General features: G+C 66.6%; 23 protein-coding genes and 3 tRNA genes. 7 read left to right on the forward strand and 19 right to left on the reverse strand.

Annotated features, from left to right (window positions below; translation table 11 throughout):
- Together EV191_RS29160 and EV191_RS29165 are read left to right on the forward strand one after the other, a co-directional pair.
- A partial coding sequence (locus EV191_RS29160) for a helix-turn-helix domain-containing protein (protein WP_243659324.1) occupies positions 1-348 on the forward strand: 348 nt, incomplete at its 5' end.
- A 10-nt stretch (positions 349-358) separates the two neighbouring features.
- The gene (locus EV191_RS29165; protein ID WP_132881249.1) at positions 359-1,681 is read left to right on the forward strand and encodes a tyrosine-type recombinase/integrase; all 1,323 of its coding nucleotides are present in this window, start codon (positions 359-361) and stop codon (positions 1,679-1,681) included.
- A gap of 100 nt (positions 1,682-1,781) precedes the next feature.
- Here EV191_RS29165 and EV191_RS29170 read toward each other — a convergent pair.
- The 4 genes from EV191_RS29170 to EV191_RS29185 all read right to left on the reverse strand — a co-directional run bounded on the left by EV191_RS29170 (position 1,782) and on the right by EV191_RS29185 (position 2,569).
- Positions 1,782-1,855 (reverse strand) — tRNA-Phe (locus EV191_RS29170).
- Positions 1,856-1,929: 74 nt separating this feature from the next.
- Positions 1,930-2,003, reverse strand: a tRNA-Asp gene (locus tag EV191_RS29175).
- A 14-nt stretch (positions 2,004-2,017) separates the two neighbouring features.
- A tRNA-Glu gene (locus EV191_RS29180) sits at positions 2,018-2,090 on the reverse strand.
- A gap of 248 nt (positions 2,091-2,338) precedes the next feature.
- Positions 2,339-2,569, reverse strand: coding sequence for a hypothetical protein (locus EV191_RS29185; protein ID WP_132881250.1), 231 nt, complete (start codon positions 2,567-2,569; stop codon positions 2,339-2,341).
- A gap of 396 nt (positions 2,570-2,965) precedes the next feature.
- Between EV191_RS29185 and EV191_RS29190 the strand changes: the two genes are divergently transcribed.
- The gene (locus EV191_RS29190; RefSeq protein ID WP_243659325.1) at positions 2,966-3,313 is read left to right on the forward strand and encodes a hypothetical protein; all 348 of its coding nucleotides are present in this window, start codon (positions 2,966-2,968) and stop codon (positions 3,311-3,313) included.
- 129 nt (positions 3,314-3,442) lie between these two features.
- Positions 3,443-4,618: a L,D-transpeptidase gene (locus tag EV191_RS29195; RefSeq protein ID WP_207894848.1), complete on the forward strand. Its 1,176-nt coding sequence runs from the start codon at positions 3,443-3,445 to the stop codon at positions 4,616-4,618.
- 3 nt (positions 4,619-4,621) lie between these two features.
- Here EV191_RS29195 and EV191_RS29200 read toward each other — a convergent pair whose 3' ends face one another.
- Positions 4,622-6,178: an MDR family MFS transporter gene (locus EV191_RS29200; protein ID WP_132881252.1), complete on the reverse strand. Its 1,557-nt coding sequence runs from the start codon at positions 6,176-6,178 to the stop codon at positions 4,622-4,624.
- An 89-nt stretch (positions 6,179-6,267) separates the two neighbouring features.
- Here EV191_RS29200 and EV191_RS29205 point away from each other — a divergent pair, with 89 nt between their 5' ends.
- Together EV191_RS29205 and EV191_RS29210 are read left to right on the forward strand one after the other, a co-directional pair.
- Positions 6,268-6,840, forward strand: coding sequence for a PaaI family thioesterase (locus tag EV191_RS29205; protein ID WP_481557254.1), 573 nt, complete (start codon positions 6,268-6,270; stop codon positions 6,838-6,840).
- An 18-nt stretch (positions 6,841-6,858) separates the two neighbouring features.
- A complete protein-coding gene (locus EV191_RS29210; protein WP_243659326.1) occupies positions 6,859-8,091 on the forward strand; it encodes a metallophosphoesterase in 1,233 nt (410 codons plus the stop codon).
- Here EV191_RS29210 and EV191_RS29215 read toward each other — a convergent pair.
- From EV191_RS29215 to EV191_RS29275, 13 genes are all read right to left on the reverse strand, one after another.
- Positions 8,084-11,035 (reverse strand): serine/threonine-protein kinase, encoded by a 2,952-nt coding sequence (locus EV191_RS29215; RefSeq protein ID WP_132881256.1) that lies wholly within the window; start codon positions 11,033-11,035, stop codon positions 8,084-8,086. The two genes, EV191_RS29210 and EV191_RS29215, sit on opposite strands and share 8 nt — an antisense overlap.
- 21 nt (positions 11,036-11,056) lie before the next feature.
- Positions 11,057-12,028, reverse strand: coding sequence for a glutamate ABC transporter substrate-binding protein (locus tag EV191_RS29220; RefSeq protein WP_243659327.1), 972 nt, complete (start codon positions 12,026-12,028; stop codon positions 11,057-11,059).
- Positions 12,028-13,431, reverse strand: a complete 1,404-nt coding sequence (locus EV191_RS29225; protein ID WP_243659328.1) for a hypothetical protein — start codon at positions 13,429-13,431, stop codon at positions 12,028-12,030. The genes EV191_RS29220 and EV191_RS29225 overlap by 1 nt, the downstream gene beginning before the upstream one ends.
- A 251-nt stretch (positions 13,432-13,682) precedes the next feature.
- Positions 13,683-14,666 carry a 2-hydroxyacid dehydrogenase gene (locus EV191_RS29230; protein WP_132881258.1) on the reverse strand — a complete coding sequence of 328 codons (984 nt, stop codon included), beginning with the start codon at positions 14,664-14,666 and terminating at the stop codon, positions 13,683-13,685.
- Positions 14,667-14,739: 73 nt separating this feature from the next.
- On the reverse strand, positions 14,740-15,549 hold the full coding sequence (locus EV191_RS29235) for an IclR family transcriptional regulator domain-containing protein (RefSeq protein ID WP_132881259.1): 810 nt from the start codon (positions 15,547-15,549) through the stop codon (positions 14,740-14,742).
- A 64-nt stretch (positions 15,550-15,613) separates the two neighbouring features.
- Complete coding sequence (gene pcaC, locus EV191_RS29240; protein WP_132881261.1) at positions 15,614-16,027, reverse strand: 4-carboxymuconolactone decarboxylase; 414 nt, start codon at positions 16,025-16,027, stop codon at positions 15,614-15,616.
- Complete coding sequence (gene pcaD / locus EV191_RS29245) at positions 16,024-16,794, reverse strand: 3-oxoadipate enol-lactonase (RefSeq protein ID WP_132881263.1); 771 nt, start codon at positions 16,792-16,794, stop codon at positions 16,024-16,026. The genes pcaC and pcaD overlap by 4 nt, the downstream gene beginning before the upstream one ends.
- Positions 16,784-18,118, reverse strand: a complete 1,335-nt coding sequence (gene pcaB / locus EV191_RS29250; protein WP_132881264.1) for a 3-carboxy-cis,cis-muconate cycloisomerase — start codon at positions 18,116-18,118, stop codon at positions 16,784-16,786. Before pcaB ends, pcaD begins: the two co-directional genes overlap by 11 nt.
- Positions 18,111-18,668, reverse strand: a complete 558-nt coding sequence (pcaG, locus tag EV191_RS29255) for a protocatechuate 3,4-dioxygenase subunit alpha (protein WP_132881266.1) — start codon at positions 18,666-18,668, stop codon at positions 18,111-18,113. Before pcaG ends, pcaB begins: the two co-directional genes overlap by 8 nt.
- On the reverse strand, positions 18,665-19,411 hold the full coding sequence (gene pcaH / locus EV191_RS29260) for a protocatechuate 3,4-dioxygenase subunit beta (protein ID WP_132881268.1): 747 nt from the start codon (positions 19,409-19,411) through the stop codon (positions 18,665-18,667). Before pcaH ends, pcaG begins: the two co-directional genes overlap by 4 nt.
- Positions 19,408-20,163 carry a CoA-transferase subunit beta gene (locus EV191_RS29265; RefSeq protein ID WP_132881270.1) on the reverse strand — a complete coding sequence of 252 codons (756 nt, stop codon included), beginning with the start codon at positions 20,161-20,163 and terminating at the stop codon, positions 19,408-19,410. Before EV191_RS29265 ends, pcaH begins: the two co-directional genes overlap by 4 nt.
- The gene (locus EV191_RS29270) at positions 20,160-20,978 is read right to left on the reverse strand and encodes a CoA transferase subunit A (RefSeq protein ID WP_132881271.1); all 819 of its coding nucleotides are present in this window, start codon (positions 20,976-20,978) and stop codon (positions 20,160-20,162) included. The genes EV191_RS29265 and EV191_RS29270 overlap by 4 nt, the downstream gene beginning before the upstream one ends.
- 529 nt (positions 20,979-21,507) lie before the next feature.
- Positions 21,508-23,115: a GMC oxidoreductase gene (locus EV191_RS29275; RefSeq protein ID WP_132881273.1), complete on the reverse strand. Its 1,608-nt coding sequence runs from the start codon at positions 23,113-23,115 to the stop codon at positions 21,508-21,510.
- Positions 23,116-23,264: 149 nt separating this feature from the next.
- On the opposite strand from EV191_RS29275, the gene EV191_RS29280 reads away from it, so the two are divergent.
- The gene (locus EV191_RS29280; protein ID WP_132881275.1) at positions 23,265-24,623 is read left to right on the forward strand and encodes a TrpB-like pyridoxal phosphate-dependent enzyme; all 1,359 of its coding nucleotides are present in this window, start codon (positions 23,265-23,267) and stop codon (positions 24,621-24,623) included.
- Between the two features lie 32 nt (positions 24,624-24,655).
- Here the strand turns inward: EV191_RS29280 and EV191_RS29285 are convergent, their stop codons facing one another.
- Positions 24,656-25,981, reverse strand: a complete 1,326-nt coding sequence (locus EV191_RS29285) for an NCS2 family permease (protein WP_207894846.1) — start codon at positions 25,979-25,981, stop codon at positions 24,656-24,658.
- Positions 25,982-26,181: the final 200 nt, after the last annotated feature.

Genomic DNA, 26,181 nt, shown 5'->3' on the forward strand with positions numbered 1-26,181 from the left:
GGATCAAAGCGTCCCACCACCACAAAGCGTCCCGCCCTGACCAGCACCGGGACGCTTGGGACGGATGGGACGGACACCCGCGCACTCGCCAAGACGCCACCAACCACGGGAGTCACACCAATGAACCGCGCACCCACCGACATCACCCCAACGCCAGCGGAACAGCCGCGTGAGCTGCTGACGGTCGTGGCCGCAGCGGAACGCCTCAGCATCGGCCGCACCACCATGTACGGCCTCATCAAAGACGGCCACATCACCACCGTCCACGTTGGCCACCTCCGCCGTGTTCCGGCAGACGCCCTGACCGCCTACATCGAACACCTCACCGCAAGCCAGCAAGCAGCCTGAAAGGAGAACCATGCCACGAAAAGAGCGCCCCGAAGGAACCCGCCGGCCGAACGGCGCCAGCTCGATCTACCTCAGCAAGTCGGACGGCAAATGGCACGGCTGGGTCACTGTCGGCATCAAAGACAACGGCGAGCTCGATCGCCGTCACGTGCAGAACAAGGACGAGTCGAAAGTCATCAGCGATGTACGCAAGCTCGAACAACAGCGGGATACAGGAAAGGTCAAGAAGCCGGGACGCTCCTGGACAGTCGAGAAGTGGCTGACCCATTGGTTCGAAAACATTGCCGCTCCCTCAGTCCGCCCCAAAGCTGCGAGTTCGTATCGAACCGCGGTCTACCGGCATCTCATTCCGGGGCTTGGCGCGCATAGGATCGACAAGATTCAACCTGAGCACTTCGAGAAGCTTTACGCGAAGATGCGCGACTCGGGTTTGTCGCCTGGCACTGCGCATCAGGTACACCGGACCGCTCGAACGGCCTTCGGTGAAGCCTCGAGGCGAGCACACATCGTGCGCAATCCTGTAGAGCTCGCGAAAGCGCCTAGGACAGAGGAAGTCGAGATCGAACCATTCGAATCGGATGAAATCGCGGATCTCATTTCCGCCGCACTGTCGAGACGTAACGGCGTTCGGTTCATAATTGCCCTCTCGCTGGGAACGCGCCAGGGAGAAACCATTGGGCTGAAGTGGTCGCGACTCGACAAGAACCGCAAGGCCCTGCGTATCACCAAGCAATTGCAACGCGGAACCTGGAAGCACGGATGCAACGACCCGCACGCATGTGGCGCGAAGTACCACAAGACGGTGCCTTGTAAGGAGGACTGCAAGCGTCACCAGCGAGAGGTCTGCCCGCCACCCTGCTCTTCAAACTGCACCAGCCACGCCCGGTGGTGCCCTGAGCGCCACGGCGGCGGTCTGGTGGAAGTTGACGTCAAGTCGAAAGCCGGCAGACGCGGAATCGTGCTTCCTGACCAGCTTTACGATCTGATCATTGCGCATGAAGATCAGCAGGCGAAGGAACGGGAACTCGCGGGCACGGAGTGGCACGCAGGCGACTGGATGTTCACACAGCCGAATGGGAACCCGCTGGACCCACGCCGCGATCTCGACGACTGGAAGGCGCTCCTAAAAGAGGCCGGCGTACGGGAAGCTCGGCTGCATGATGCGCGGCACACCGCCGCCACCGTGCTACTGGTGCTGGGCGTACCCGAGCGCGCGGTCATGGAGTTCATGGGCTGGTCGAACACATCGATGGCGAAGCGCTACCAGCACATCACAAGTGCCCTCAGACGTGATATCGCCGACCGGTTGAACGGCTACCTTTGGGGCTCATGACCGGCTGCTGAAGCGCCAACTGCAACGCGAAATGCAACGAGTCCTAGCAAAAACGGCCCTTGCCAGCCTCAGCGAGGGCCGTTTTTGCTGGTCAAAGAAGTGGCCAGGGACGGGTTCGAACCGTCGACCTTCCGCTTTTCAGGCGGACGCTCGTACCAACTGAGCTACCTGGCCCAACCCGTTTTCCGTGAAAACCGGGCGGTCGAGGCGTGGTCCGTGGCTTCCACGGACCTATCTCACCCGAACCGCGACCCTGACGGGACTCGAACCCGCGACCTTCGCCGTGACAGGGCGACGCGCTAACCAACTGCGCCACAGGGCCTTGCTTTTCTTGCGTGCTCCCAACGGGATTCGAACCCGCGCTGCCGCCTTGAAAGGGCGGAGTCCTAGGCCGCTAGACGATGGGAGCCCGGTCGACTCGGTGAACCAACCGACCGTGCTCTCAGTGGCTAAGGCGGAAAGCCGATCCCCTGGGAGCGAGATAAGCATATGACACCTGGTTCGCGACCTTTCACACGGGGTCCTCATCCCGCGTGCTCGGCGCTGACCTGCGACGGAACCGCACGACCCACTCCGCGTGGATCATCCGGCCGCGCCAGCCTGCTCGCCGCCGACAACGAGACGCCGGTCACAGCAGGTGACCAACGGCGTCGCCGCCTACCGCTGCGCCGGTGGAACACCATCCTCTCCCGGCAGCAGCCCGAGCATGTCGAGCAACCGCGCGCAATCCTCCGCGTCCAATGAGCTACCCGCAACGGACAGTCGAGCGCGCCGCACCTGGTCATCCGAGACACGCGAGACGTCCCCGTTGCGCTGCATCGGAACGTCGCCGCTGGACGACGAGTCCTGTTGCATCAAGAACTGCCGGACTTCAAGGGAACCACTCATTTGGGCCTCCTTGGCCTCCTCTTGTGTCGGTTCGACGGCGAGGCTAGCCAGCTGTGGCGGCCAACCACAGCCCCCCGCAGAGTGAACCCGTAGATACATAGGGTTGACTCGCTCAACCTCGTCTCCGGGCTCTCATTCCATAGAACCAGAGAAGTCCGGTTGGTTACGAACCGATTGAATTTTCTTCCGCGAACCCTCGCCAAGGTTCCACCTGCGTGCAACAATCGAGGCGCTGACACACCCCCGGTCAGCGCCTGTGGAGATCCCCTCCGGCCCCCGCGTTCCTCCCCCTGGCGCGGGGGCCTCTCCATGTCCGCGGTTGGTAGCGACAACGCTCCACGCGTGTCGAACAACACACCTGAAGCGATCTCGAGACCGAACCGTTACCCTGGCCGCGTGCCCCGACCATCTCTGTCTCGCAAGAGCAAGCGAACCGCCGACCGGGCCGACTCCCCGACGAGCCTTGGCCGGCACCGCAGCTCCACCCTCGAGACCAACGAAAGCGTCCCCGATCAGGAACTCGAGTCCTATCTCGCGGCCCTCGCGCCCGAGTCCGACACCGAGACCACCGATACCGGCGGCCGATTCGGCACCCCACAGAGCTTCCGACTGCGGCTGACCCCGATCGCCGGCGAACAGCTCAGGGAGCTCGCCGCGGCCTACGACACGACCCCCGAAGCACTGCTGAAGGACTGGGTCCTACAGCGCCTGGCATGGGAAGTACAACCAGCGCCCAGTCGCTAAGCGCACTCACCCGGGCCCGTGTGACGAGAGCCACATTTACCGCCGCAACTTTCCGCCGACCTCGGGCGTCATCAGCACGTGCGCCCCATTGGGGAGGGCGCGCGGAAGGGACTCGGGGTGAACTGGCACATGACCGGTGGCCGGCGGCGACTGCTGTCCACCACGGCAATGGGATTCGCACTCGTCGCCACACTCAGCATCAGCGCATGTTCGGCCAGCAGCGCGGACCCCGCCGAGCCGGCCGCTGAACAGTCCGCTGCCGCCAAGGTGAGCGTCCAGCCAGCCGCCGGCGCCGAGGACGTCAGCCCGGTCGAGCCAGTCACGGTCAAGGTGCCGAACGGCAAGATCAACAGGGTCTCGCTGACCAACGCGGAAGGCAAGGAAGTCGAGGGGGCGCCGGCCAAGGATGGCCGAAGTTGGCGCGTCACGGAGCCGCTCGGCTACGGCAAGACCTACACCTGGTCCGGTACCGCGACCAGCGACAGCGGGGAACGCGGCAAGATCGCCGGATCGTTCCGCACCGTCGAACCCGCCCAGCTGATCTCCGCCGAACTCAATGTCGGCGACGGCAAGACCTATGGCATCGCGATGCCGATCAAGGTCACCTTCGACGCGGATGTGACGGACAAAGCCGCCGTAGAGAAGGCCCTGAAGGTGCAGACCTCGAACGGCACCGAAGGCGCCTGGGCATGGCTGGACAACCGCAGCGCACACTGGCGCCCCAAGGAGTACTGGGCGCCAGGCACGAAGGTCGAGGTGAACGCCAATATCTACGGCGTGCGATTCGGCGAGGGCGCCTATGGCGCCAGCGACCTCAGCTCGGAGTTCACCATCGGACGCGCGCAGATCGTGCGGGCAAACACCCAGACCCACCGGATGAAGGTGATCAGGGACGGCAAGCAGGTCGCGGACTACCCGGCCAGCTTCGGCCTCGAGACCGACCCGGGCAGGGTGACCAAGAGCGGGATCCACGTGGTGATGTCCAAACACACCTCGTACGCGATGACCAACGAGGAATACGGCTACCGGGACTACGTGGTGCCGTGGGCGGTGCGGATCTCGAACAATGGCGAGTTCATCCACGGGTACGCGCCGTCCATCTCCGCGCAGGGCAACAGCAACGTCTCACACGGCTGCGTGAACCTCGCCCCGGACAACGCGAAGATCTACCACGACGGCGCGCTGATCGGAGACCCCGTCGAGATCGAAGGCAGCGACCAGCAGCTCTCCTCGGCCGACCACGACTACTACGACTGGACGCTTTCCTGGAAGCAGTGGCAGGGCAAATCGGCCGCACGCGGCTGAGCGCTAGTCGGAACGAGCGGGCGCGTCCGCGGCTGACCCAGCTGACCTGTCGACTACCTGCTCATCGAGCACCGGGAACCTGCGCGGTGTCAGGAACAGCAGGATCGCCACGATCAGCACGCCGACGATCAGCAACACCAGGAAGACGTTGTGCATGCCCGAGTACAACGTGTGCCGCAGGTACTCGGCGCTCTGCCCGGCCAGTTCGCCCTCGCCGAGCGCTTCACTGACCCCGTTCACATCCCCGGGCAGCTGGCCGGCGAGGCGATCCGGAGCTTCGGCGAGCCGGTTGGCCATGGTGGTGTTCGAAACCGCGCCGTAGACCGCCGCACCGAGGGCGGAACCAAGGAACCGGGAGAACTGCACCGCGCCGGTAGCCACGCCGCGCTGGGACCAGCCGAGCCCAGCCTGTACACCGACCATGAGTGCCGCGGTGATCAGGCCAAAGCCAGCGCCGAGGACTGCCGCGGCGAGCACACACTGCACGACCGATCCGGGATCCGGCAGGGTGAACAGCGTACCGCCGCCCAGGGCACACAGCAGGGCGCCGACCAGCGCGGTGTTCCGGAACCCGATACGCAGGTACAACCGCGCGGACACCGCCGAGGCGAGCGGCCAGGTAATGCTCATCGACGCCAGCACCAGACCAGCCTCGATCGGTCCGAGCCCGAGCAGGCTCTGCCCGTACGTCGGCAGGAAACTGGTCGGCCCGATCACCAGCACGCCCATCCCCAGCATGGCAAGGCAGGAGCCGGCGATCACTCTGCGCTGGAACAACCATGGCGGCAGGATCGGCTCGGCCGCTCGCCGTTCCACGAACACCGCGAGTAGCCCGAACACCCCGGCGGCGACGAACACGCCGATGCTCATCGGCGAGGACCACGCCCATCCAGTGCCGCCCTGCAGCAGGCCAAGCAGCAGCAGGCCGGCGGCCAGCAGCACCAGGCTGGCCCCGAGGTAGTCCACCTTGCGCCGGGTGTTCGGCACATCCTCGTGCAGGTAGCGCACCAGCAGGAACAGTGCGACCGCGCCGATCGGCAGGTTCACCAGGAAGATCCACCGCCACGACACGTACTCGGCGAAGGCGCCGCCAAGCATCGGCGCTACCACCGCGGAGATCCCCCATACGCTGGACAGCCAGGCCTGCACCCGGCCACGCTCGGCGATCGAGTACAGATCCGAGGCGACCGTGGAGATCGTCGCTTGGGCACCGCCGGCACCGATTCCCTGAATCGCCCGGAAGATGATCAGCGAAACCATATTCGGACTGATCGCGCAGAGCAGCGAGCCGAGCAGGAAGATGCCACTGCCGGCGAGCAGCACCGGTTTACGGCCGTAGCTGTCGGCAAGCTTGCCGTAGATCGGGATGGTCACCGTCTGTGCCAACAGGTAGCTGGAGAACACCCAGCTGAACAAGGAGAACCCGCCGAGGTCGGCAACGACCTGGGGAACAGTGGTCGCCACGATCGTGGTGTCCATGGCGGTGAGCGCCATCGTCGCGACCAACGCGGTCAGCACTCGCCCGCGACCGGCGACACCTGCACTTTCCGTCGTGCGCATACTCCCAGCTTTGCCTCTCGAGCGAAGTCGAGGTCAAGGTCACCCTCACCCGAACGCTCGTGACCTCCGCCTCGCCCTACTGTGGTGTGGTGAGTTTTGTACGGAATTGGCCGCCGGTGGAGACCGAACCACCCGTGCGGCACCCCGACGCGCCAGCACCTGGCACCAAACTCGGGCAACACTACTCCCGCTGTTTCGGCTGTGGCGATGAGCAGCCGGGTGGCCTGCGGTTGAGCGCCACCGCTGGTGAGGGCGTCTCGCTGGTGGCCGAGTTCGAGGTGACCGAGGCGCACGAAGGCGCGCCCGGCCTCGCCCATGGCGGACTGCTTGCCTGCGCCTTCGACGAGGCGCTTGGCGGGGCGAACGCCATGCTGCGGCTGCCCGCGGTCACCGGGCATCTGCAAACCGACTTCCGGCGACCGGTGCCAGTTGGCACCCGGCTACACATCACCGCGCAGGTGGACGGGGTCGCCGGCCGCAAGATCTACAGCAGTGCGGCCGGCCGGTTGAACGGACCGGACGGCCAACTTGCCCTGCATGCCAGGGCCCTGTTCGTGATCGTGGACGTCAGCCACTTCACCACGCACGGCAATCGCGAGCAGATAGCGAAGCTGAGCTGGGACCAGGCCGCGCGCGATGAACAGCTCGACTTCAACCCCTAGGGCCCGATGTTCTTTCTGATGGTCGCCGGGCTGGCCCTGCTCGCCCAGGTTTACGTGTGGCGCCGGATGGTCTGGGACACCACGCGTCCTGGCCGCGCCAGATGGATCGGCACGGCCGTGCTGGTCGGCATGTTCCTGTTGATGCTCGCCGCGCTACTCGGGGCCCGCGAGATGCGCCCCGAGACGGCCAGGTGGTTCGCCTGGCCCGGCTACCTGTGGATCGCGGTGCTGATCTACAGCACGCTGGCGCTGGTAGTGCTGGAGCTGCCCAGGCTGGTGCTGAGCCGGCGACTTGCCCTACGTGGCCGCGTGCAACGGCACCGCGAACCGGCTCGCGAGCTGGCCGAACCGTCCGGTGCGGCGGCCGGTCCGGAGCCCGCCGAGTCCGTGCCGGCACCCGAGGAACCGGTCGATCGCGGCAGGCGGTTGGTACTGGCCAGAGGAACCGCGCTTGCCGCGGGCGTCGCCGCGCTCGGCGTCGTCGGCTACGGCGCGAGTTCTGCGCTCGGCCAACCGAACGTCAAGCGGGTACCGGTACGGCTGGATCGGCTGCCGGCCGACTTCAGCGGCTTCCGGATCGCGGTGGTCAGCGATATCCACCTCGGGCCGCTGGCCGGTGCCGCGCACACCGAGCGGATCGTGCGCACGATCAACGAGCAGCAACCTGATCTGGTGGCGATCGTCGGCGATCTGGTGGACGGCTCGCCAGAGCACCTTGGTGACGCCGCGCGGCCGCTGCGTGATCTGGACGCACCGGAGGGGAGTTTCTTCGTCACCGGAAACCACGAGTACTACGCGGGTTTCGAGGGCTGGCGGGCAGAACTGGAGCGGCTGGAGGTGTTCTCGCTGCTCAATGACCACACCACGATCAGCAGGGGCGCCGGCCGGTTCACGCTGGCCGGGGTCAACGATGTGGCCGGCGAGGACATCGACGAGGGGCCGGACTTCGACCGCGCCCTCGCCGGCACCAGTGCCGATAACGCGAGGATCCTGCTTGCCCACCAACCGGTGCTGATCGACGACGCGGTACGGCACGGGGTCGACCTGCAGCTTTCCGGACATACCCATGGCGGGCAGATGTGGCCGGGCTCGTTGCTCGTCGGGCTGCAGCAGCCATCGGTCGCCGGTCTATCCAAAGTAGACGACACGATGCTCTATGTGACCAGGGGAGCCGGTTTCTGGGGCCCACCCGTGCGGGTGGGCGCCCCACCGGATGTCTCCATCGTCGAGCTCGGCGCCGGACTCAGGTGAGCGTGCGCGGGCGGATCTCGTTTGCCCGGTCTACCAGCGCGATCCGCTGCAGCCGGGTATCCGCCAGCCGCGCGAGCGCGCGGTAGCAGCGTTCCAGGCCGAACCGGAGTTCACGTTCGGACAGTTCCCAGCCGAGTACCCTTTCCCCCGCCGTGTTGGGTTCGGCGCCCGGCATCCCCGCAAGCACCCAGCCGTGCGCTGCCTCGAGTACTTCGGCCGTCAGCAGGGCTCGGCGCTCGGCGTCCAGGCTCAACGCCTCCAGCTTGCGTGCCGCATCGAACAGCTCCTGATGCCGCAAAGCTTGCGCATCCGGCCCGCCGTCCTTCGGCACCCGGCCATTCGGCCTTGTCTTGATCTTGATCGCGGCGACTTGGGCGTCCACGTAATGACTTGAGGAGTCCGGCACGGATTCGAGCACTTCGACCGCGCCGGTACGGGCACCCTGTGCCAGGTAGACCCTGGCCAGCCCGAAGGCCGCGCTTACGTAGGACCGATCGGTGCGCCAGACCAGCTCGTAGAAGCGAGCCGCGCCGAAATAGTCGCCTTCCTGCTCCGCGCTCACCCCAAGCGCCAGTTTCGGCGAGATCTCGCCAGGCAGCTCGCTGTACACGGCGTCGAACGAGGCGCGGGCATCCTTCGACCGCCCGGCCGCAAGGTGAATCAACCCCTGGTACCAGTGCAACCGCCAGTCATACGGCCGGCCGGATTCAGCGGCCAACCGCTGCGCCGCACCGAGCTGGATAGCCGCCTCACGCATCTCGCCAAGCTGCAGCCTGGCCCGCACCAGCCGCAAGCGCACCTCAACCGAGTTCGGTGGGGCCACGGCAAGCATATCCACCAGTTCCCTCGGACTCGCCGAGTACGAGCTCGCGACCAACCCAGCAGCCACGTCGTCGGTGTCCACTTGGGGCACCGGCAACCCATTGACCAATTCGGACAGTTCTGGCAGGGCTGGCCTTGCCTGCTCGTCGGTGCTGAACAGTTGGGAGCCGAAGGTGCGCATCTCCGGGCTGAACTCGGTTGAGTTGCCCGGCCGGGGTTTACCAGTTCCGAGCGCCATGATCTCGCGCAGCACACCGTGCAGCTGGTCGGCCATATCCTCGCAGGAGGCGAACCGCCGCTCCGGTTCCTTGTGCGTGGCCTTGCGCAGCACCCGGTAGAACGACCCGAACAGGGTGAACAACGGCACCTGGTCCGGGGTGGGCAGATCGTGCTTGTAGGTAGAGGTGTACCCGGTGAACTCGAAGGAAAGCACCGCGAGGGTACGGCCGATGGTGTAGATATCCGAGGCGATCGAGGCACCGGAGGTGGCCAGCTCGGGCGCGCTGTACCCGGTGGTGAAAAACAGCGGGCTGGAGTAGTCGTCCATCCGCCGGACCGCACCGAGGTCGATCAGCTTCAACTGCTCATGCGTCTGGATCACGTTGTCCGGCTTGAGGTCGCAGTAGAGCATTCCCTCGGCGTGCAGGTAGCCGAGCGCGGGCAGGATCTCCAGGCCGTAGGCGATCACCTGACCGATCGGCATCGGCTCGGCGCGTTTGGTCTCCCTGTGATGCGCGAGGGCAAGCTGGCGCAGCGACTGGCCGCCCACGTACTCCATCACGATGTAGCCGATCTGGTGTCCGGTACGCGGATCGGGGTGTTGCACGAAATTGTAGATCCGGACGATGTTCGGGTGCTCGACCTCCGCGAGGAACCGCTGCTCGGCTACGGCCGCGGCCATCGCCGTCTCGTCCCCGGCGTCGATCAGTCCTTTGAGGACGACCCAGCGGTCGGATACGTTGTGGTCCTTGGCAAGGTGGATCCAGCCGAGACCGCCGTAGGCCAGCGCGCCAAGTACCTCGTACTGGCCGCCAACCAGATCGCCCGGGCTGAGCCGGGGCCGGAAGGAGAACAAGGTGCCACATTTCGCACAGGTCCCCTCTGGCTCGCCGGGCGTACCGTTCGAACTCCGGCCGACCTTGCTGCCGCAATTACCGCAGTAGCGCTTTTCTTCGGACACCACTGGGTTTGCCCGTACCGCCGATGCCGGGTCGCGATACGGGACTCTCGGCACCTCGACCAGCCCGGCACCGAGCCGACCCCTGGATGAACCACGAGACGACGACCGGCGGCTGAGCCCGGGGAACGCACTCGAACCGGTTCCCCTGCTCGAGGTCGGCCCGGAGCCGGAAACCGAGCCGGAACCGGATACCGGACCGGAACCTGAAGCGGGACCGGACCCAGATGCCGGACCGGAGCCGGACATCGGACCCGAATCGGAGAGCGGCCCGGAGCCAGTGTCCGGCCCAGCACCGGGCGCGGATGGCGTACCGATACTGGTAGTCGGCGGCAGCACGCTACGCGTACCCGGTTCACCGGGATCGGGCTGTGGAACCGGCTTCGGCGCAGCCGGCACGTGTTGCGTCGGCGAGGGCAGGGCCAGCGCGCTGGTCGGCAGCGGCGCGTTCGGATCGGCCTGCCATTCCGGGGTGACCGCCTGCGTTTCCGGCGATACCTGTGGCAGCTGCTGCCCGCCCGGCGGAGTCTGCCTTGCGGCCGGCTGACCGCCGGCCGGGGTGGGTGGCCCTGGCCGGTGTTGCCCGCCGGGCGGCGGTTGCTGCGGGGGACGCGCCTGCGGAGCGCGAGGCGGTTGCGGCTGCTGGCCCTGGTTGTACTGGCCGTGGGGGTGCTGCGGTGGCCGCCCCTGGGGTGCTTGACCCTGGGGTGTTTGACGTCGCGCAGGTGGAGCCTGCCGAGGTGGCGGCTGCGCGCCCGGTTGCGGTTGGGCTTGCTGACCGGTGCCAGGTGGGTTGGTTACCGGCGGGTGGACCGAGGTCTCCGCAGGATCGTGCGCCGCGTGCCGAGCGCCCTGCACACGCCCCTGCTGGTCGCCTTGTGCACTGTCGTGCGCGCCGCCCTGCCCAGCCTGTTCCGGCTCTTCCGGCCGTGCACCACTGTTCATCGTCTGCCCCGCCTTCGCCGATCAGTCCTGGTACTTGGGTGCGGGTGGCCGCGGCGGAGCGCCGAGTTCGCTCAACCACCTGCCGTAGCTGCGGGCCCACTCGCCACCGCGGAAGTCATCCAGCACCGAGTTGACGTACCGGACCATGTCCTCGTTCTCCTTCGGGATGCCGATCCCATAGGGCTCGGTGGAAAACCGCGGTCCGACGATCTTGGTGTTCGGATCCTGCGCGGCCATCCCGGCCAGAATCGAGTCATCCGTGGTCACCCCGGCCACCTGGCCCTGCTGCAGTACCACGAGGCAATCCGACCAGTTGTCCACCTGCAGCGGTTTGCCGCCGGCCTCGGCGATGCGGTCGATCGAGGTGGACCCCTTCGCCGAGCACACGTTCCGCCCGCGCAGGTCCTCCAGGCTCTCGGCACGGGAGTTGGCGTTGACCAACAGTCGCTGGCCGGCAGTGTAGTACTCCGAGGAGAAGTTGATGTCCTGCCAGCGCCCGCAGGTCATCGTCATGGTGCGCGCCACGATGTCGACATCGCCGTCCTGCAACGCGGGAACCCGTTGCGCGGAGGTGAGCGCCCGGAACTGCACCTTGTTCGGATCACCGAGCAGCGCATTGGCGATCGCCCTGGTGACGTCGATGTCGAAGCCTTCCATCTGCCCGGTATTCGGGTTACGGAAACCGAACAGGTAGGTGTTCTGGTCGATACCGGCGATCAGATAGCCACGCTCGCGGATCTTCGCCATCGTGGAGCCAGCCGAGATATCGCTGTTCGGGCGCAGGCTTGCCGTCGGATCACCACAGTCCGGCGCCGGTTCGTCATCCACCGGCTCGGGCTCTCCAGCGTTCTGCGGTAGCGGCCGCTGCGCCTCGTTCACCCTGGCCAGGTCCACTGGCTGGCCAACATCGCCGCAGGCGGTGATACCGGCGAGCGTGAGCACCGCGAGGACCGCGGGCAAGATCGTTCGTAGGCGCATCTGCGGTGCTCCCATCAGCGGTATTCCCTCAGTCGCTCCTGGATACCGACCGCGACTCCGCCCGCCGCGACCAGCGCGAGCAGCGTCATCCCTGGCGCGAGCAACAACAGCGCGCGCCCGCCGTACACGGTGCCAGCACGGAACTCCTGGCGCCCGGCCGAGATCCCGCGCTGCAGTGATTCATCCAGCTTGCGGAAGGCCGTGGCCACGCTCTGCTCTTCGGCTCCCACGGCGAGTTGCTGCGCCTGCTCGTAATCGCCTTCCTGGTCCAGCTTGCGCATCTGCTGGTGCCGTTGCAGCCAGAGTTTGGCGTTCTCGGTGGCCGCCCGCACATCGTCGGCATGCTCCGCCCCCTCGGCAAGGCCGCGAGCCTCGGCAAGCAGCCCACCGTTACCGTCCGCGCCGACCAGCCGTTTCCTTGCCGCGTCGAAGTTCTTCTGGAACGCGTCCCCCTCGCCGCGAGACACCAGGGTCATCGTCTCGTTCGCGCGCCCTTCCAGCGCCGCGATCCGCGCACGGCTGAGTACATCGGCCTGATTCGAGCCGTGTTCTCGGCCGTCGTTGACCAGAATCGCCTGCGTCAACATCGCCCCGGTCCCCCACAGCACCGCGATACCAACGGCGATCGTGGCCACCAACAACCCTTTGTTGATCACCCGATTGGTCCTGCGGGTGAGGTAGCGCTGGGTGGCGATCAAGGCGACAAGCAAACCGATCCCGAAGATCGCCATCACCCACGGGAAGGCGTTCGCCTCGTCCTGCTGCTCACTCAGCTCGGCCGAATCGATCTGATACAGCTTCCGTGCCGCGGGCAGGATCTCCTCACTCATCAGCGCGGAGGCTTCCCGTAGGTACGCGGCGCCGGCGGGAAAACCCTGCCGGTTGTAGGTCCGCGCGGTCTCGACCAGACCGGTGTACACCGGCAACTGGGTGGCCAGCGTCTTGACCATCAGGTCCGCTTCGGAGGTCGCTCCCTGATCACTGGTGGCCTTGGACAGCGCGGCGCCGGCCCGCGCGATGTTCAGCTCGTAGCTCGATCGCAGCGAATCCGGTTCGATACCGCCGTTGAGGAACGCGGTCGCCGCGCTGGCGTCCGCCTCGGACAGTGACCCGTAGATCTGCTGCGCCGCCGAGCTCAGCGGCTCCCGGTAGTCCGTCAGATTAGTGACGACATCGCGTTTGTCCTGTGCCACGATCGTGCCCACGATCCCGGCGATCATGGCGAGCACGACCAGCCCGACCCCGATCATGGTCAGCCGGCCAGGCGAGGTAGCGGCCGAGTCGCGCAAACGCCGCGCGATGGCCTTGGGTAGCGCGAGCAGCCAGGCGACGCCAGATGCTGAGGCGCCGTCCCCGGGGCCTTCCGGGCCCGCGGCGGCCTGATCACCGCGCAATGGGTCCTGCTGTGGTTGCCCCATAGGAGTTGACCCCATTGGAGTTGAACCCATTGGAGTTGAACCCTGTTGCGCTGGACCTTGTCGCAATGGGGAAGTCATCCCGCCGTCCTCCCGCAAATCTGCGCGCTGGCTCTCACGACTGCGAATCGACCGGCGGAACCCATATCGACAAAGTGAACACCATCACGACTCCCGACACAGCGATTTCGGTAAACCGAGCTGAAAGTAGTAGACCGCTCACCCGGCCGCGACACTCGGGCGACCCCAACCGGTTACCCACCGGTACGGTTCGGCCATACGGGGGTGAGTGCCGGCCGCCCAGCGAGCACGGCAAGCACGTTACGCGCCGCTAGGCTGGCCATCTCGGTACGGGTCTCCACCGTCGCCGAGCCCAGGTGCGGGATGAGCACCGCGTTGTCCAACTCGAGCAGTCCCTCGGCGACCTCGGGTTCCCGCTCGAACACGTCCAGTGCGGCGCCCGCGATCCACCCCTGGCGTAATGCCGTCACCAGTGCCGACTCGTCCACCACCTGGCCACGGCTGGTGTTCACCAGGAACGCGTCCGCCCGCATGGCACGCAGTGCATGCGCATCGATCATGCCGCGGGTCTCACTGGTCAGCGGGCAGTGCAGGGAAACCACATCGGCCCGCTCGAGCAATTCGGACCTGGACAGATAGACCGCGTCGAACTCCGCCTCGACCTCGGCCGACACCCGGTTACGCGCCGCGTAGGCGATCCGCATCCCGCTCGCGCGGGCTCGCCGTGCCATCGCCTGACCGATCTGTCCGAACCCGATCAGCCCAAGCAGCTTGTCCCGCAAGCCGGAACCGAGCATGAAGGAGAGCTCGAAGGACCACGGCTGACGGTCCCTGATCAGCCGCTCCCCTTCGCCGAGCCGGCGGGTAACCATCAGCAGCAGCGCGAAGGCAAGGTCCGCGGTGGCATCGGTCAGCACCCCTGGGGTATTGGTGACCTGCACATTCCGCTCGGCGAGCGCCGGAACGTCCACATTGTCATAACCCACGGCGATATTGGCGACCACGCGTAGCTGCTCCCCTGCCGCCTCGACCAGCTCCGCGTCCACCCGGTCGCGCAGGTTGGCGACGATCGCGTGCGCGCCCTGTGCCACCTCGTGCAATCGCTCGGTCGGCAGCGACCCACCTTCCTGGCTGATCCAGAGCTCGCCGCCAGCGGTGCGCAGCAGTTCCGCGGCTGGTTCCGGGATCGGTGTGGTGACAACGATGCGTGGTGTCATGCGGACATCCTCTCGCACCCCGCACGGGCGACGTCTCGGCTGGGCGGCGCCGCGGGCGTGTCGCGGGTGCCGGCTACCGCCCGCGCTGCGCGATGAGCGGGGTCGTCGCGGTCCGGTTCATCGCCAGGTCGGCCTCGATCCGGCCGGCGGCGGCAAGCAGGTCCGCACCGATGTCCCTGCGCATCTCGGCAAGCGTGCCGCGACTGGCCTGGGTGGACACGTTCACCGCGGCGATTACCTCGCCATTGCCGTCCCTGATCGGTGCGGCCATCGAGCGCAGCCCGCGTTCCAATTCCTGATCGACCTGTGCCCAGCCCTGCTGGCGCACCTTGTCCAGTTGGGCGGACAGCGCCTCGGCCGAGGTGATGGTGCGCGGGGTGAGTGGCGCGAGTTCGGCGCGCGCCAGATACTCGGTGAGCTCGGCTGGCGGCAGCCCGGCAAGCAGTACGTGTCCCATCGAGGTGGCGTAGGCGGGAAACCGGGTGCCCACGTTGATCGCGACGGTCATGATCCGGGATACCGGCACGCGCGCGACGTACACGACCTCGGTGTCCTCCAAAATAGACACCGAGCTGGACTCGTGCACCTGCGCGGAAAGCCATTCCAGGTGCGGCTGGGCTACCTCGGGCAGAGTGCTGCTGGACAGGTACGCGTAGCCGAGCTCGAGCACCTTTGGGGTGAGCGTGAACAGCTTACCGTCGGTGCGCACATAGCCGAGGTCGACAAGGGTGAGCAGGAAGCGCCGCGCCGCCGCGCGGGTGAGCCCGGTTTGCTTGGCGACATCGCTGAGCGTGAGCTCAGGGGCGCGCGCGCCGAACGCGCGGATCACCGCGAGCCCGCGTTCCAGCGACTGCACATGATGCGCGCCGCGCTCCTCGTCCATTACCGCCGCCACCTCCCGCGTCTACTGTGCGCTCCCCGTGACCGCGAGATCCCTAAAAACGCGGTCACGAAGCGTCGTCGTCCACGATCGCACTTGGTTCGCCAAGCTCCGCGAGCACCCGCTGGGCCACCGCGAAGGCGCTGTTCGCCGCCGGTACTCCGGTGTAGGCGCTGGTGTGCAACAGCACCTCGCCGATCTCCGCCGCGCTCAGCCCATTGCGCACGGCGGCGCGCACGTGCATCGCCAGCTCGTCGGTACAGCCGAGCGCGGTCAGTGCGGTAAGGGTGATACAGCTACGGGTTTTGCGGTCCAGGCCGGGACGTGTCCACAGTGAACCCCACACCGCACTGGTGATGTACTCCTGGAACGGCGCGGAGAACGCGGTGGTGCCGGCGACCGCACGGTCCACATGCGCATCCCCGAGCACCTCCCTGCGCACCGCCATCCCCGCCTCGTGCGCGGCACTGGGATCGCTCATCCGGCGCTCCCGGAAAGATGGCCAATGATCAGCTCGGTCGTCCGGTCCGGCTGCTCCACATTGATCAGATGCGCACCGGGGGAGATCACCTCGAACCGGCTACTCGGCACCTCATCGGCGATCCGCTTGCCCTGCTCGGGCGTCGTGCTCTGATCGTCGGCCGCCGCGATCACCAGTGTGGGCGCGCTGATCGTGCCGAGCCCCTCGGCGATCGTCATCCCGCCGATCGCCGCGGTGCAGCCGGCATACCCTTCGGTCGGCGTGCTGGCGATCATCTCGCGGTATGCGGCGAACTCCGCGGGATGCGCCGCCTGATAGCCAGCGGTGAACCACCTGCCCACCACCATATCGGCGATCGCCGCTGGGCCGCCGGTGCGCACGATCCGCTCGCGCTCCCCCCATGCCGCCGCGCCGCCGAGCTCGGCGGCGGTACAGCACAACACCAGCCGGTCGACCCGGTCGGCCGCGTACTCGCCAAGCCACATGCAGACCATCCCACCGATGGAGAGCCCAACCTGGTGGGCGCGCTGGATGCCAAGCGCATCGAGCAGCGCGAGCACATCGCCGCCGAGGTCGGCCAGCGTGTACGGCCCATCCGGTACCGGCGAATCGCCGTGCCCGCGCAGGTCGTAACGCACCACCCGGAACCCGGCTGCCACCAGCGCAGGCACCTGCGCATCCCACATCACATGCGTGCTGCCGAGTGATCCGCTCAGCACCACCGCCGGGCCATCCTCCGGACCGTCCACTGTGTAGTTAACCATCATCGCGTCTGGTTTCCTCCAGTACTCGATCGACAAATTCCTTGGCACTGCCCAGATAGCCGGCCGGGTCAAGCAGCTCGGCAATCCGTTCCGCGTCCAGCTGGGCACCGATCACCGGATCGGCCGCCAACCGCGCGGCGAAGCTGGACCGGCCGTCCGGCACCGCACAACCGGTCACCGCATCATGGGCGGTCAGCCGGCCGAGTGCCGGGGTAAGTTCGGTGCTCACCCGTTCGGCGAGCAACAGACCATCGGTGCTGGCCAGATTCTCCCGCATCCGCCCCGGGTCGACGCGTAGCCTGGCCAGGCTCTCCCGCAGCCAGTACGCCGCCGATCCGCTGGCCCGCAACAGTTCGGTGAGCGGCTGCCATTCGGCGTGCCAGCTGCCCATCCCCCGCTGGTGTTCCTGCGCCATCGCGGCGAGCAGGGTGGCGACAAGCCCGGGCGCCTGGCGGGCGCTCGCCCGCGCCGCGACAGCGGCCACCGGGTTTCGTTTGTGCGGCATCGTCGAGGATCCGCCGCTGCCGGCCGGGCCGTGTTCGGCAACCTCGGCGAGCTCGGTCTGGGCGAGCAGCAACACATCGCCGGCGATCTTGTCCACGGCACCACACAACTGGCCGAGCGCCCCGGCCAGTTCCGCGATCCGCCCGCGTTCGGTATGCCAGGGCAGCAGCGGCTCGGCCAGTCCGAGCCGGGCGGCGATTGCCGTGAGCACCTCGGCGCCCCGCGCGCCAAACACGGCGAGGGTGCCGACCGCGCCGCCCAGCTGCACGGCCAGTCGTGGCCGCAGCGCGCGCAACCGCTGCTCTGCCGTGCGTATCCCGCTGAGCCAACCGGCCACTGTGTACCCGAAAGTGCTCGGCAAGGCATGCTGCCCGAGCGTGCGGCCAACCTGCGGAGTGTCCCGATAGGTGCGGGCAAGTTGCCTGAGCGAATCGCCGCAGCCGCGCAGTTCGGCGAGCAGTGCAGCGCTCGCCCTGGCGGCGACCAGCATCGCGGCCGTATCCATGACATCCTGGCTGGTCGCCCCCTGATGTACCGAGCCCGCGGCCGGACCGGCAACCCGTGCGGTCAGCTCGCGCACCAGCGGACCAGCCGGGTTACCGATCGAGCCGGCCCGCGCGCCAATCGCGGCCGGATCAAAAAGCTCAGCCCGGCAGGCGGCGGCGATCTGGGCGGCTTCCTCGGCGGGAAGCAGGCCAACATCGGCCTGCGCACCGGCCAGTGCCGCCTCGAAATCCAACATCGCCTGTAGCCATGCCCGGTCCCCAATCAACTCGGCGACCGGACCGGTGGCCATTAACGAGCCGAACAGTTCGTCAGACATCGAAAAACACTGTCTCGCCTGCGCCTTGCAGGCGCACGTCGAACCGGTAGCCATCCGGCCCGATCCGGGCAATCAGCGTGTCCCTGCGCTCCATGGGAACCCTGGTCAGCACCGGATCCGCGGCGTTGGCTCGCTCGTTTTCCGGAAAGTAGATCCGGGTGACGACCTGGTGCAGCAGGCCCCTCGCGAACACCGCGACATCGATATGCGGTGCCTGTTCGACGCCATCCGGCTCGCGCACCGGACCGGGCCGCACGGTCCGGATTCCGTACAGCCCCTCCAGGTCGGTCGGGCATCTACCGAAGCCCCGAAAGCCAGTGGCGACCTCGTTCGAGTCAGCTGGACTCGCGAACCGGCCGTACTGATCGGCCTGCCAGGTTTCCACCAACGCATCCGGAACCGGTACGCCCGCGCCGTCGTAGACGATCCCCCGAATCCACACGGCGTGCTCGGCATCTTCGACCGTCGCATACGGACCGTCCGGCCACGGCAGCCCGATCGCCAGGTATGGGCCCACGGTCTGCGCGGGTGTACTGCCCAGTTCCGTCATGCTTCGTGCTCCTCGTCCTCGAACGGGGTGGCCGCGCTACCCCGAAGCACGATGTCGAACCGGAAGGCCAGCGCCCAGTGGTCGACGGTCCGTGCCAGGTCGAACTCGGAAACCATGCGCTGCCGCGCGGCGGGATCGGGCACCGAGTTGAAAATCGGGTCCTGGGCGAAAAGCGGGTCGTCCGGGAAGTACATCTGGGTGACCAACCGCTGCGGGAAGGCGGTGCCGAACAGCGAGAAGTGGATATGCGCTGGTCGCCAGGCATTGTCGTGGTTGCCCCACGGATAGGCGCCCGGCTTGATGGTGATGAACTCGTAGTTTCCCCGCGCGTCGGTCAGTGTGCGGCCAACTCCGTCAAAGTTCGGATCGAGCGGGCTCGGCCAGCGATCGCCGGTATGCCGGTAGCGCCCGCCCGCGTTCGCCTGCCAGATCTCCACCAGCGAGTGCGGCACGGGTTTGCCGTTCCCGTCCAACAACCTGCCGTGCACGATGATGCGTTGGCCCTGCGGTTCCGCGGCGTGTTGCCGGGTGAGGTCGTGGTCAACGGGGCCGATCCGGTCTTCGCCGAATACCGGGCCGGTCAGTTCGGTCATCCGGTGCGGCAGCAGGATCAACGGCTGTTTCGGGTGCCGTAGGACGGTCGACCGGTAGCTCGGTGAGTCGAGCGGCGGGTGTGTGCCTTCCGGGTCGCGCCGATAGCCGCCGTGTTCGGTTGGTTCGGATCGCTGCCGTGGTGATCTCATTGGCTTGCCGCCGTCAGTTCGCGCAGTACGGTCAACTCCCGATCACTCGGGGCTTCGGTGCGGCCGAGTTCCTCGGCCACCGCCAACTCCCAGCCGGTGGCCGCCCGCGCCTCGTCCAGCGTCACCCCGGGATGCAGCTGGGTGAGGGTCAGCTCGGCGGTTCGCGGGTCCGGCCGCAGGATTCCGAGATCGGTGATCACCAGCGTCGGACCCGCGCCGGGCAGGCCGAGTCGATGCCGGTCCCCCGCGCCGGAGCCGTGCCCAACCGAGGTGATGAAGTCCAGCTCGGCGACGAAGGCGCGCGTGCTCTGGCGTACCACGAGGAACACTTCCTTGCAGGACGCGGCGATTTCCGGGGCGCCGCCGGCGCCAGGTAGCCGCACCTTCGGATCGGTGTAATCGCCACCGACGACGGTGGTGTTGATATTGCCGAACCGGTCCAGCTGGGCAGCGCCGAGAAAACCAACGTCGATCCGCCCCGGCTGCAACCAGTAGTTGAACACTTCGGGCACGCTGACCACCGAGTCCGCGGTCTCGGCGAGCATGCCGTCCCCGATGGACAGTGGCAGCAAATCCGGCTTGGCGCCAAGGCAGCCGGATTCGTAGATCAGTACGAGGCCCGGCGCGTGCATCCGGCGTGCCACGTTGGCCGCCGTACTTGGTAGACCGATGCCGACGAAGCACGAGGAGCCCTCGGTCAGGGCGCGGGCCGCGGCAATGCTCATCATCTCCTCGGCGGTATAGCTACTCATGACTTCACCTCCGCGCCGTACACCTGGTCAGCCAGCCATTCCTGGAACCTTTCGCGGTCCCTGCTGATCGCGTCCCATTCCTGGTAGGAGGTGTTCGCCCGCTCGTAGTAGTCCTGGGCGTAGGAAGGGCGAGCACCGCCGGGCACCTCGGCGACCGCGGTTACCGCCCAGCTGGGCAGCACGATCGCACCCGCGCGGGGCGTCAGCTCGGGCACCACTTCCTCCACGGTGACCAGACTGCGCTTGGCGGCGAGCACCGCCTCCTTCTGCACGCCAGTGATACCCCAGAGCTGCACGTTGCCATGGGAATCCGCCCGCTGCGCGTGCACGACCGTGACATCCGGATTCAGTGCGGGAACGGCGGTCAGCTGCTCGCCGGTGAACGGGCATTCGATCGGCTTGATGTTTTCGGTGTGCTTCGGCAGATCCGTGCCCACGTAGCCGCGCAGCACCGCGAAAGGTAACCCGGCCGCGCCGGCGACGTAGCGGTTGGCCATCCCCGCGTGGCTGTGCTCCTCGATCTCCAGCGGGGCCGGCCAACCATGCTCCACCGCGTCCCGGAATCGGTGCAGCGAACCTACTCCTGGGTTACCTCCCCAGGAGAAGATCAGTTTTCGCGCGCAACCGGCGCCGATGAGTTGGTCGTAAACAATGTCCGGAGTCATCCGGGCGAGCGTCAGATCCTTGCGCCGCTGCCGGATGAGCTCCTGCCCCGCAGCAACCGGGATCAGATGGGTGAACCCCTCCATCGCCACCAGATCACCGTCGCTGACCAGCTCAGCAAGGCCCTCGCGTAACGAAACAATGTCAGCCATGACCACCTCGTTCGCATGACGCACACATGTTCTTCTATCGAACGCTAATCGGGGCGAAGTCGGCCGTCAACAGGTGCGCTTGCGGTGAATGCGGGCATGAAAAAGAGTGTGGGGTGATCGGCGGTACCTTTCCGATCACCCCACACCCGTGCGTACCCCTGCTCTGTCTCGGCCCCGACCGGAAAAGCGGCGGTACTTCACGCACATCCGCGGTCCCCGAAACGTTGGATGTGCATCGCGGCCGACCCCAAGATGTCTCCGCGAGGCGCGAAGCGTACTTCGCGCTACGTCAGTATCGGCGAGCAACTCCTACGGCGGCTACGGACCAAAGTCCCCTATTACCTTGGCTCATACCGGTGGGAAAATTCGTCGACGACGTCGTGAGACTCCACTGTGGACCAGCTGTCAGCAAGTTTACCCTGTGTAGCTAGTCCAGGTCCAGTACATTCGGCGCGTCGTGGCACATTGCGCCAACTGGGCGACAATTCGGCTCCGGGCTCTGGCCGCCCGGATACGGCTACCCACCCGGCTAGTCGAAATCCTCAGCGAGGACGCGGGCCATGTTCCGCTCGGCGAGCGCAGTGATGGTGACGAACGGATTCACCCCGGTGCTGCCTGGCAACAGCGCCCCGTCGGTGACGTACAGCCGCGGATAACCGTGCACCCTGCCGTACAGGTCGGTCGCCTCGCCGAGCACCGCGCCACCGAGCGGGTGGTAGGTGAACCGGTTCTCGAAGCGCCGGGTGTCCCCGAACAGATCGCTGCGATAGATGGTCTTGTTGGCCCGGTTGAGCTTGTCGAACATCGCCTTCGCCGAGGCGATGGACGGTTCGCCCTGGTCGGCGCGCCAGTTCAGTCGGGCCGAGTCGGTGCTCCGGTCGTAGCTGAACTCCGCGCGCTCCGGGTTCTTGGTGATCGCGAGGTACACGCTCAGCCATAGCTCGACCCCGGCCGGTGCCGGCGCGATCTCGGCGAACACCGGATGCCGCGGGTCGTCCCAAGCGTCAATGCCCAACGCTGGCATCCCGGACTGCAAAGCGCCCGTGGTGTCCCAGACGTGGTTCGCCCTGCCGAGCATCACGTTGCCGTTCGGACCCCAGCCCTTGCCGATCGCCTCGGGTAGTTCGGCAAGGGCGCCGGTCTCCCGCGCGCGCAGCAACAACTCGGTGGAGCCGAGGCTGCCCGCGCCGAGGAACAGGTAACGGGTGCTCAGCTGGCGGGTACCGATCGTCTCGCCGGACTCGTCGAGTAGCCGCACGGTCAGCAGGTACCCGCCATCGGCCGCCCGCTCGATCGCCCGCACTTCGTGCAAGGTCGAGATGGTCACGTTGCCGGTGCCGAGCGCGGCGGCAAGGTAGGTCTGATCCAGCGATCGTTTCCCGTGGTTGTTGCCGTAGATGACTTCGCCAGCCAGCGCCGAGCGCGGTACCTCGCCGTTCTCTTCCCTGCGCATGTAGTCGAAGTCGTAGACGCTTGGCACGAACGTGGTGGCCAGGCCGGCCTTGTGCGCGTGCGCACGGGAGACCCTGGCGTAGCGGTAGGCACGGGAGGTCTCGAACCAGTCGGGGTCGATATGGTTGACGCCCAACTCGGTCTCGGCAAGTGGGAAGTACTTCCGGTACATCTCGCCCGCGTCCACCGATGGCAGGATCTCCGCGAAGTACTCGCGTTTCGGAGCTACCGCCATGGCCCCGTTGACCAGCGAGCCACCGCCGACGCCGCGTCCAACGTAGACGGACATATCGCCGTGGTGCACGCGATCGAGTACGCCGGTGTATCGATCGATCTTGCGGTTGATGTCGAACCACAGAAAGCTGGCTAGCGGCATCTCGGTGCGTTCGGCCAACCACATGGCGCGCTTGTCCGGGCGCAACATATCGCAGAACGGGTTACTGTCGCCGGTTTCCAGCTCGGTCCACTGACGCCCCATCTCGAGCATCAGGGTGGGAATACCGGCTTCGCCGAGCCGGCGGGCGGCGACCGCGGCGCCGTAGCCGGTACCGATGACGACCGCGGGGGAATGTTCGGCTGGCGCGGCCTTCGCCGGAGCCGCGGTGATCGTGGTCAGCCCGTAGGCAGCCGCGGTGTGCAGGGCAGCCAACCCGAAAAAGTTCCGACGAGACAATCCGCTCCGCATACCGGAAATCCTTGCAGAGTTCCGGGCCCATGCCGAGGAACATGAGACTGATTCGCACTATCAGGTTAACGGTGTATACTTGGTCGCGCTGGCGGTTCGGTGGCGCACGCCTTAGGTTGTGTGCGACCGGTTCTCGCCAGGAGGCTGTTATGTCCGCGCGTACCAAGTATCTGCTCGACGAATCCGATATGCCCACGCGGTGGTACAACATCGCGGCCGATCTTCCGGAGCCACCACCGCCACCGCTGCACCCGGGTACTGGCGAGCCGGTGGGGCCGGATGATCTCGCGCCGTTGTTTCCGCAGGCGTTGATCGCCCAGGAGGTCAGCTCCGAGCGGTACCTGGAGATCCCGGGGGCGGTGCTCGATGTGTACCGGTTGTGGCGGCCTTCCCCACTGTTTCGCGCGCGCCGGTTAGAGAAGGCGCTGGATACCCCGGCCCGGATCTACTACAAGTACGAAGGGGTCAGCCCGGTCGGTTCGCATAAACCGAATACCGCGGTGCCGCAGGCTTACTACAACGCCGCGGAGGGCGTCACCCGGCTCACCACGGAGACCGGAGCCGGCCAGTGGGGCAGCGCGCTTGCCTTCGCCGCCGCGACCTACGGGCTGTCCTGCGAGGTTTGGCAGGTGCGCGCGTCCTATGACCAGAAGCCGTACCGCAAGCTGATGATGGAAACCTATGGCGCGACCGTTCATCCCAGCCCTTCCGAGCTCACCGCGGCTGGTCGCGCGATTCTTGCCGACCACCCGGATTCCACCGGGAGTCTGGGGATCGCGATCAGCGAGGCGGTGGAGATGGCAGCGGCCGATCCGCAGGCGCGCTACGCGCTCGGCAGCGTGCTGAACCATGTGCTGACGCATCAGACGGTGATCGGTGAGGAGGCGTTGCGGCAGTTCGAACTGGCCGAGGACAGTCCGGATGTGCTCATCGGCTGCACCGGCGGTGGTTCGAACTTCGGCGGCCTGGCTTTCCCGTTCCTGCGGGAGAAGTTGGCTGGCCGGTCCACCGCGGTGATCAAGGCGGTCGAGCCCGCCGCGTGCCCGACGCTGACGCGCGGGCGTTATGCCTACGACTTCGGGGATACCGCTGGGCTTACCCCGTTGCTGAAGATGCATACGCTTGGCCACAGGTTCATCCCCGACCCGATTCATGCCGGCGGTCTGCGGTACCACGGGATGGCCCCGCTGCTTTCGCATATCTACGAGTTGGGGCTGATCGAGGCGCAGGCGATTGGCCAGCGTGACTGCTTCGCGGCTGGCGTTCAGTTCGCCAGGAGCGAGGGCATCATCCCGGCGCCGGAGCCGACCCATGCGCTTGCCGCCTGTATCGACGAAGCGTTGCGCTGCAAGGAAAGCGGGGAGTCCAAGGCGATACTGACCGCGCTGTGCGGGCATGCCCATCTCGACCTGCCCGCCTATGGCGCCTACCTGTCCGGTTCGATGGTGGACAACGAGCTGGCCGAGGACCAGCTCAGCCGCAGCCTTGCTGAGCTGCCCACGCCCTAGCCGCAGGGTCCTCGATTGCTGGGCATGCGGTGCTAGGCGGCCAGCCAGCCGAAGTAGGCGAGGAACACCAGGCACAGCCCGTAGGCGACCGGGTGTACCTCGCGCCACCTGCCACGTACGGCCATCAGCAGCGGGAAGATCAGGAGGCCGAACGCGATGCCGTTGGCGATCGAGTAGGTCAGCGGCATCGCGATCACGGTGAGGAACGCGGGAATCGCGAACTCCAGCTCGCTCCAGTCGATATCGCCAAGCGAACGGGCCATCAGCACACCGACCAGGATCAGTGCTGGCGCGGTGACCTCCGGGGTGACAACCGCGAGTAGCGGCGAGAAGAACAGCGACAGCAGGAAGAACGTCGCGGTGAACACTGAGGTCAGGCCGGTACGTCCGCCTGAGGCCACACCCGATGAGGATTCGATGTACGAAGTGGTGGTGGACGTGCCGGCGACCGCGCCGCCCATGGTGGCGAGGGCATCCGCGACAAAGGCGCGCCTTGCCCGTGGCAGTTTGCCGTCCTTCAGGAACCCGGCTTGGTTGGCGATCGCGATCAGCGCGCCCGAGGTGTCGAAGAAGTCGACGAACAGCATGGTGAACACGACGATCACCAGCTGCGCGCTGAGCAGTTCGGGAAGGTTCGTGATGGCTTCGCCGAACGTCGGTGCGAGGCTGGGCACCGAGCCAACGACGGCTCCCGGTGGTTCGATCAACCCGGTCAGCACGCCGACGGCGGCGGTAATGATCATGCCGTAGAAAACGCCACCGCGGACTTTGCGTACCAGGAAGATCGCGGTGATCACTAATCCGAAGGCAGCGAGCAGGGTTTCCGGGCGGGTCATCGAACCGAGCGCGACAAAGGTGGATTCATCCGGTACGACGATTCCCGCGTTCTTCAGCCCGATGAAGGCAATGAACAGGCCGATCCCCGCGCCGGTCGCGAGTTTGAGCTGCATGGGAATCGCGTTGATGATCGCCTCGCGGATCCCGCTGACCGCGAGTACGAAAAAGATCAGGCCGGAAACGAAAGTGCCGGCGAGCGCGGTTTGCCAGGGGATTCCCATGGTGAGTACGACGGTGAATGCGAAGAAGGCATTCAGACCCATCCCTGGTGCAAGGGCAACCGGGTAGCGCGCCCACAATCCCATGACCAGTGTGCCGAAGGCGCCGGCGAGAGCGGTTGCCACGAAAACCGCCTGGGCGTCCATTCCCGTCTCGCCGAGAATGGACGGGTTGACGAACAGGATGTAGGCCATGGCCAGGAAGGTCGTGGTCCCCGCGACCAGTTCCCTGCGAACATTCGAGCCCGACGCGGACAGTTCGAAGTACCTGTCCAGTAACCCCGTGCGCGCCTCCGAGCTCATTGCTCCTCGCTCCTTCACCGTGGTCTGTTGAATCAGCCGTTACGGTATTCGGTAGAGCGGGCGGGCGCGACACTTAGCCAATAACGGCGACCGATAAAGCGGTGTGAAATGCGAAACGGCCAGGCCCCTGGTGGGGTCTGGCCGTTTCGTGATGTGTGTTCGGCGGTGTCCTACTCTCCCACACCCGGTGGGGTGCAGTA

Source organism: Tamaricihabitans halophyticus, assembly GCF_004340875.1.
Lineage (GTDB): Bacteria > Actinomycetota > Actinomycetes > Mycobacteriales > Pseudonocardiaceae > Tamaricihabitans > Tamaricihabitans halophyticus.

Coding starts and splice junctions, on each gene's coding strand:
- EV191_RS29225 (WP_243659328.1), bottom strand. CDS start 13,431: ATGGGGCAACCACAGCAGGACCCATTGCGCGGTGATCAGGCCGCCGCG.
- EV191_RS29215 (WP_132881256.1), bottom strand. CDS start 11,035: ATGAACAGTGGTGCACGGCCGGAAGAGCCGGAACAGGCTGGGCAGGGC.
- EV191_RS29210 (WP_243659326.1), top strand. CDS start 6,859: ATGGTCGCCGGGCTGGCCCTGCTCGCCCAGGTTTACGTGTGGCGCCGG.
- pcaD (WP_132881263.1), bottom strand. CDS start 16,794: ATGATGGTTAACTACACAGTGGACGGTCCGGAGGATGGCCCGGCGGTG.
- EV191_RS29280 (WP_132881275.1), top strand. CDS start 23,265: ATGTCCGCGCGTACCAAGTATCTGCTCGACGAATCCGATATGCCCACG.
- pcaB (WP_132881264.1), bottom strand. CDS start 18,118: ATGTCTGACGAACTGTTCGGCTCGTTAATGGCCACCGGTCCGGTCGCC.
- EV191_RS29235 (WP_132881259.1), bottom strand. CDS start 15,549: ATGGACGAGGAGCGCGGCGCGCATCATGTGCAGTCGCTGGAACGCGGG.
- EV191_RS29220 (WP_243659327.1), bottom strand. CDS start 12,028: ATGGGAGCACCGCAGATGCGCCTACGAACGATCTTGCCCGCGGTCCTC.
- EV191_RS29195 (WP_207894848.1), top strand. CDS start 3,443: ATGACCGGTGGCCGGCGGCGACTGCTGTCCACCACGGCAATGGGATTC.
- EV191_RS29185 (WP_132881250.1), bottom strand. CDS start 2,569: ATGAGTGGTTCCCTTGAAGTCCGGCAGTTCTTGATGCAACAGGACTCG.
- pcaC (WP_132881261.1), bottom strand. CDS start 16,027: ATGAGCGATCCCAGTGCCGCGCACGAGGCGGGGATGGCGGTGCGCAGG.
- EV191_RS29230 (WP_132881258.1), bottom strand. CDS start 14,666: ATGACACCACGCATCGTTGTCACCACACCGATCCCGGAACCAGCCGCG.
- pcaG (WP_132881266.1), bottom strand. CDS start 18,668: ATGACGGAACTGGGCAGTACACCCGCGCAGACCGTGGGCCCATACCTG.
- EV191_RS29165 (WP_132881249.1), top strand. CDS start 359: ATGCCACGAAAAGAGCGCCCCGAAGGAACCCGCCGGCCGAACGGCGCC.
- EV191_RS29200 (WP_132881252.1), bottom strand. CDS start 6,178: ATGCGCACGACGGAAAGTGCAGGTGTCGCCGGTCGCGGGCGAGTGCTG.
- pcaH (WP_132881268.1), bottom strand. CDS start 19,411: ATGAGATCACCACGGCAGCGATCCGAACCAACCGAACACGGCGGCTAT.
- EV191_RS29275 (WP_132881273.1), bottom strand. CDS start 23,115: ATGCGGAGCGGATTGTCTCGTCGGAACTTTTTCGGGTTGGCTGCCCTG.
- EV191_RS29285 (WP_207894846.1), bottom strand. CDS start 25,981: ATGAGCTCGGAGGCGCGCACGGGGTTACTGGACAGGTACTTCGAACTG.
- EV191_RS29265 (WP_132881270.1), bottom strand. CDS start 20,163: ATGAGTAGCTATACCGCCGAGGAGATGATGAGCATTGCCGCGGCCCGC.
- EV191_RS29270 (WP_132881271.1), bottom strand. CDS start 20,978: ATGGCTGACATTGTTTCGTTACGCGAGGGCCTTGCTGAGCTGGTCAGC.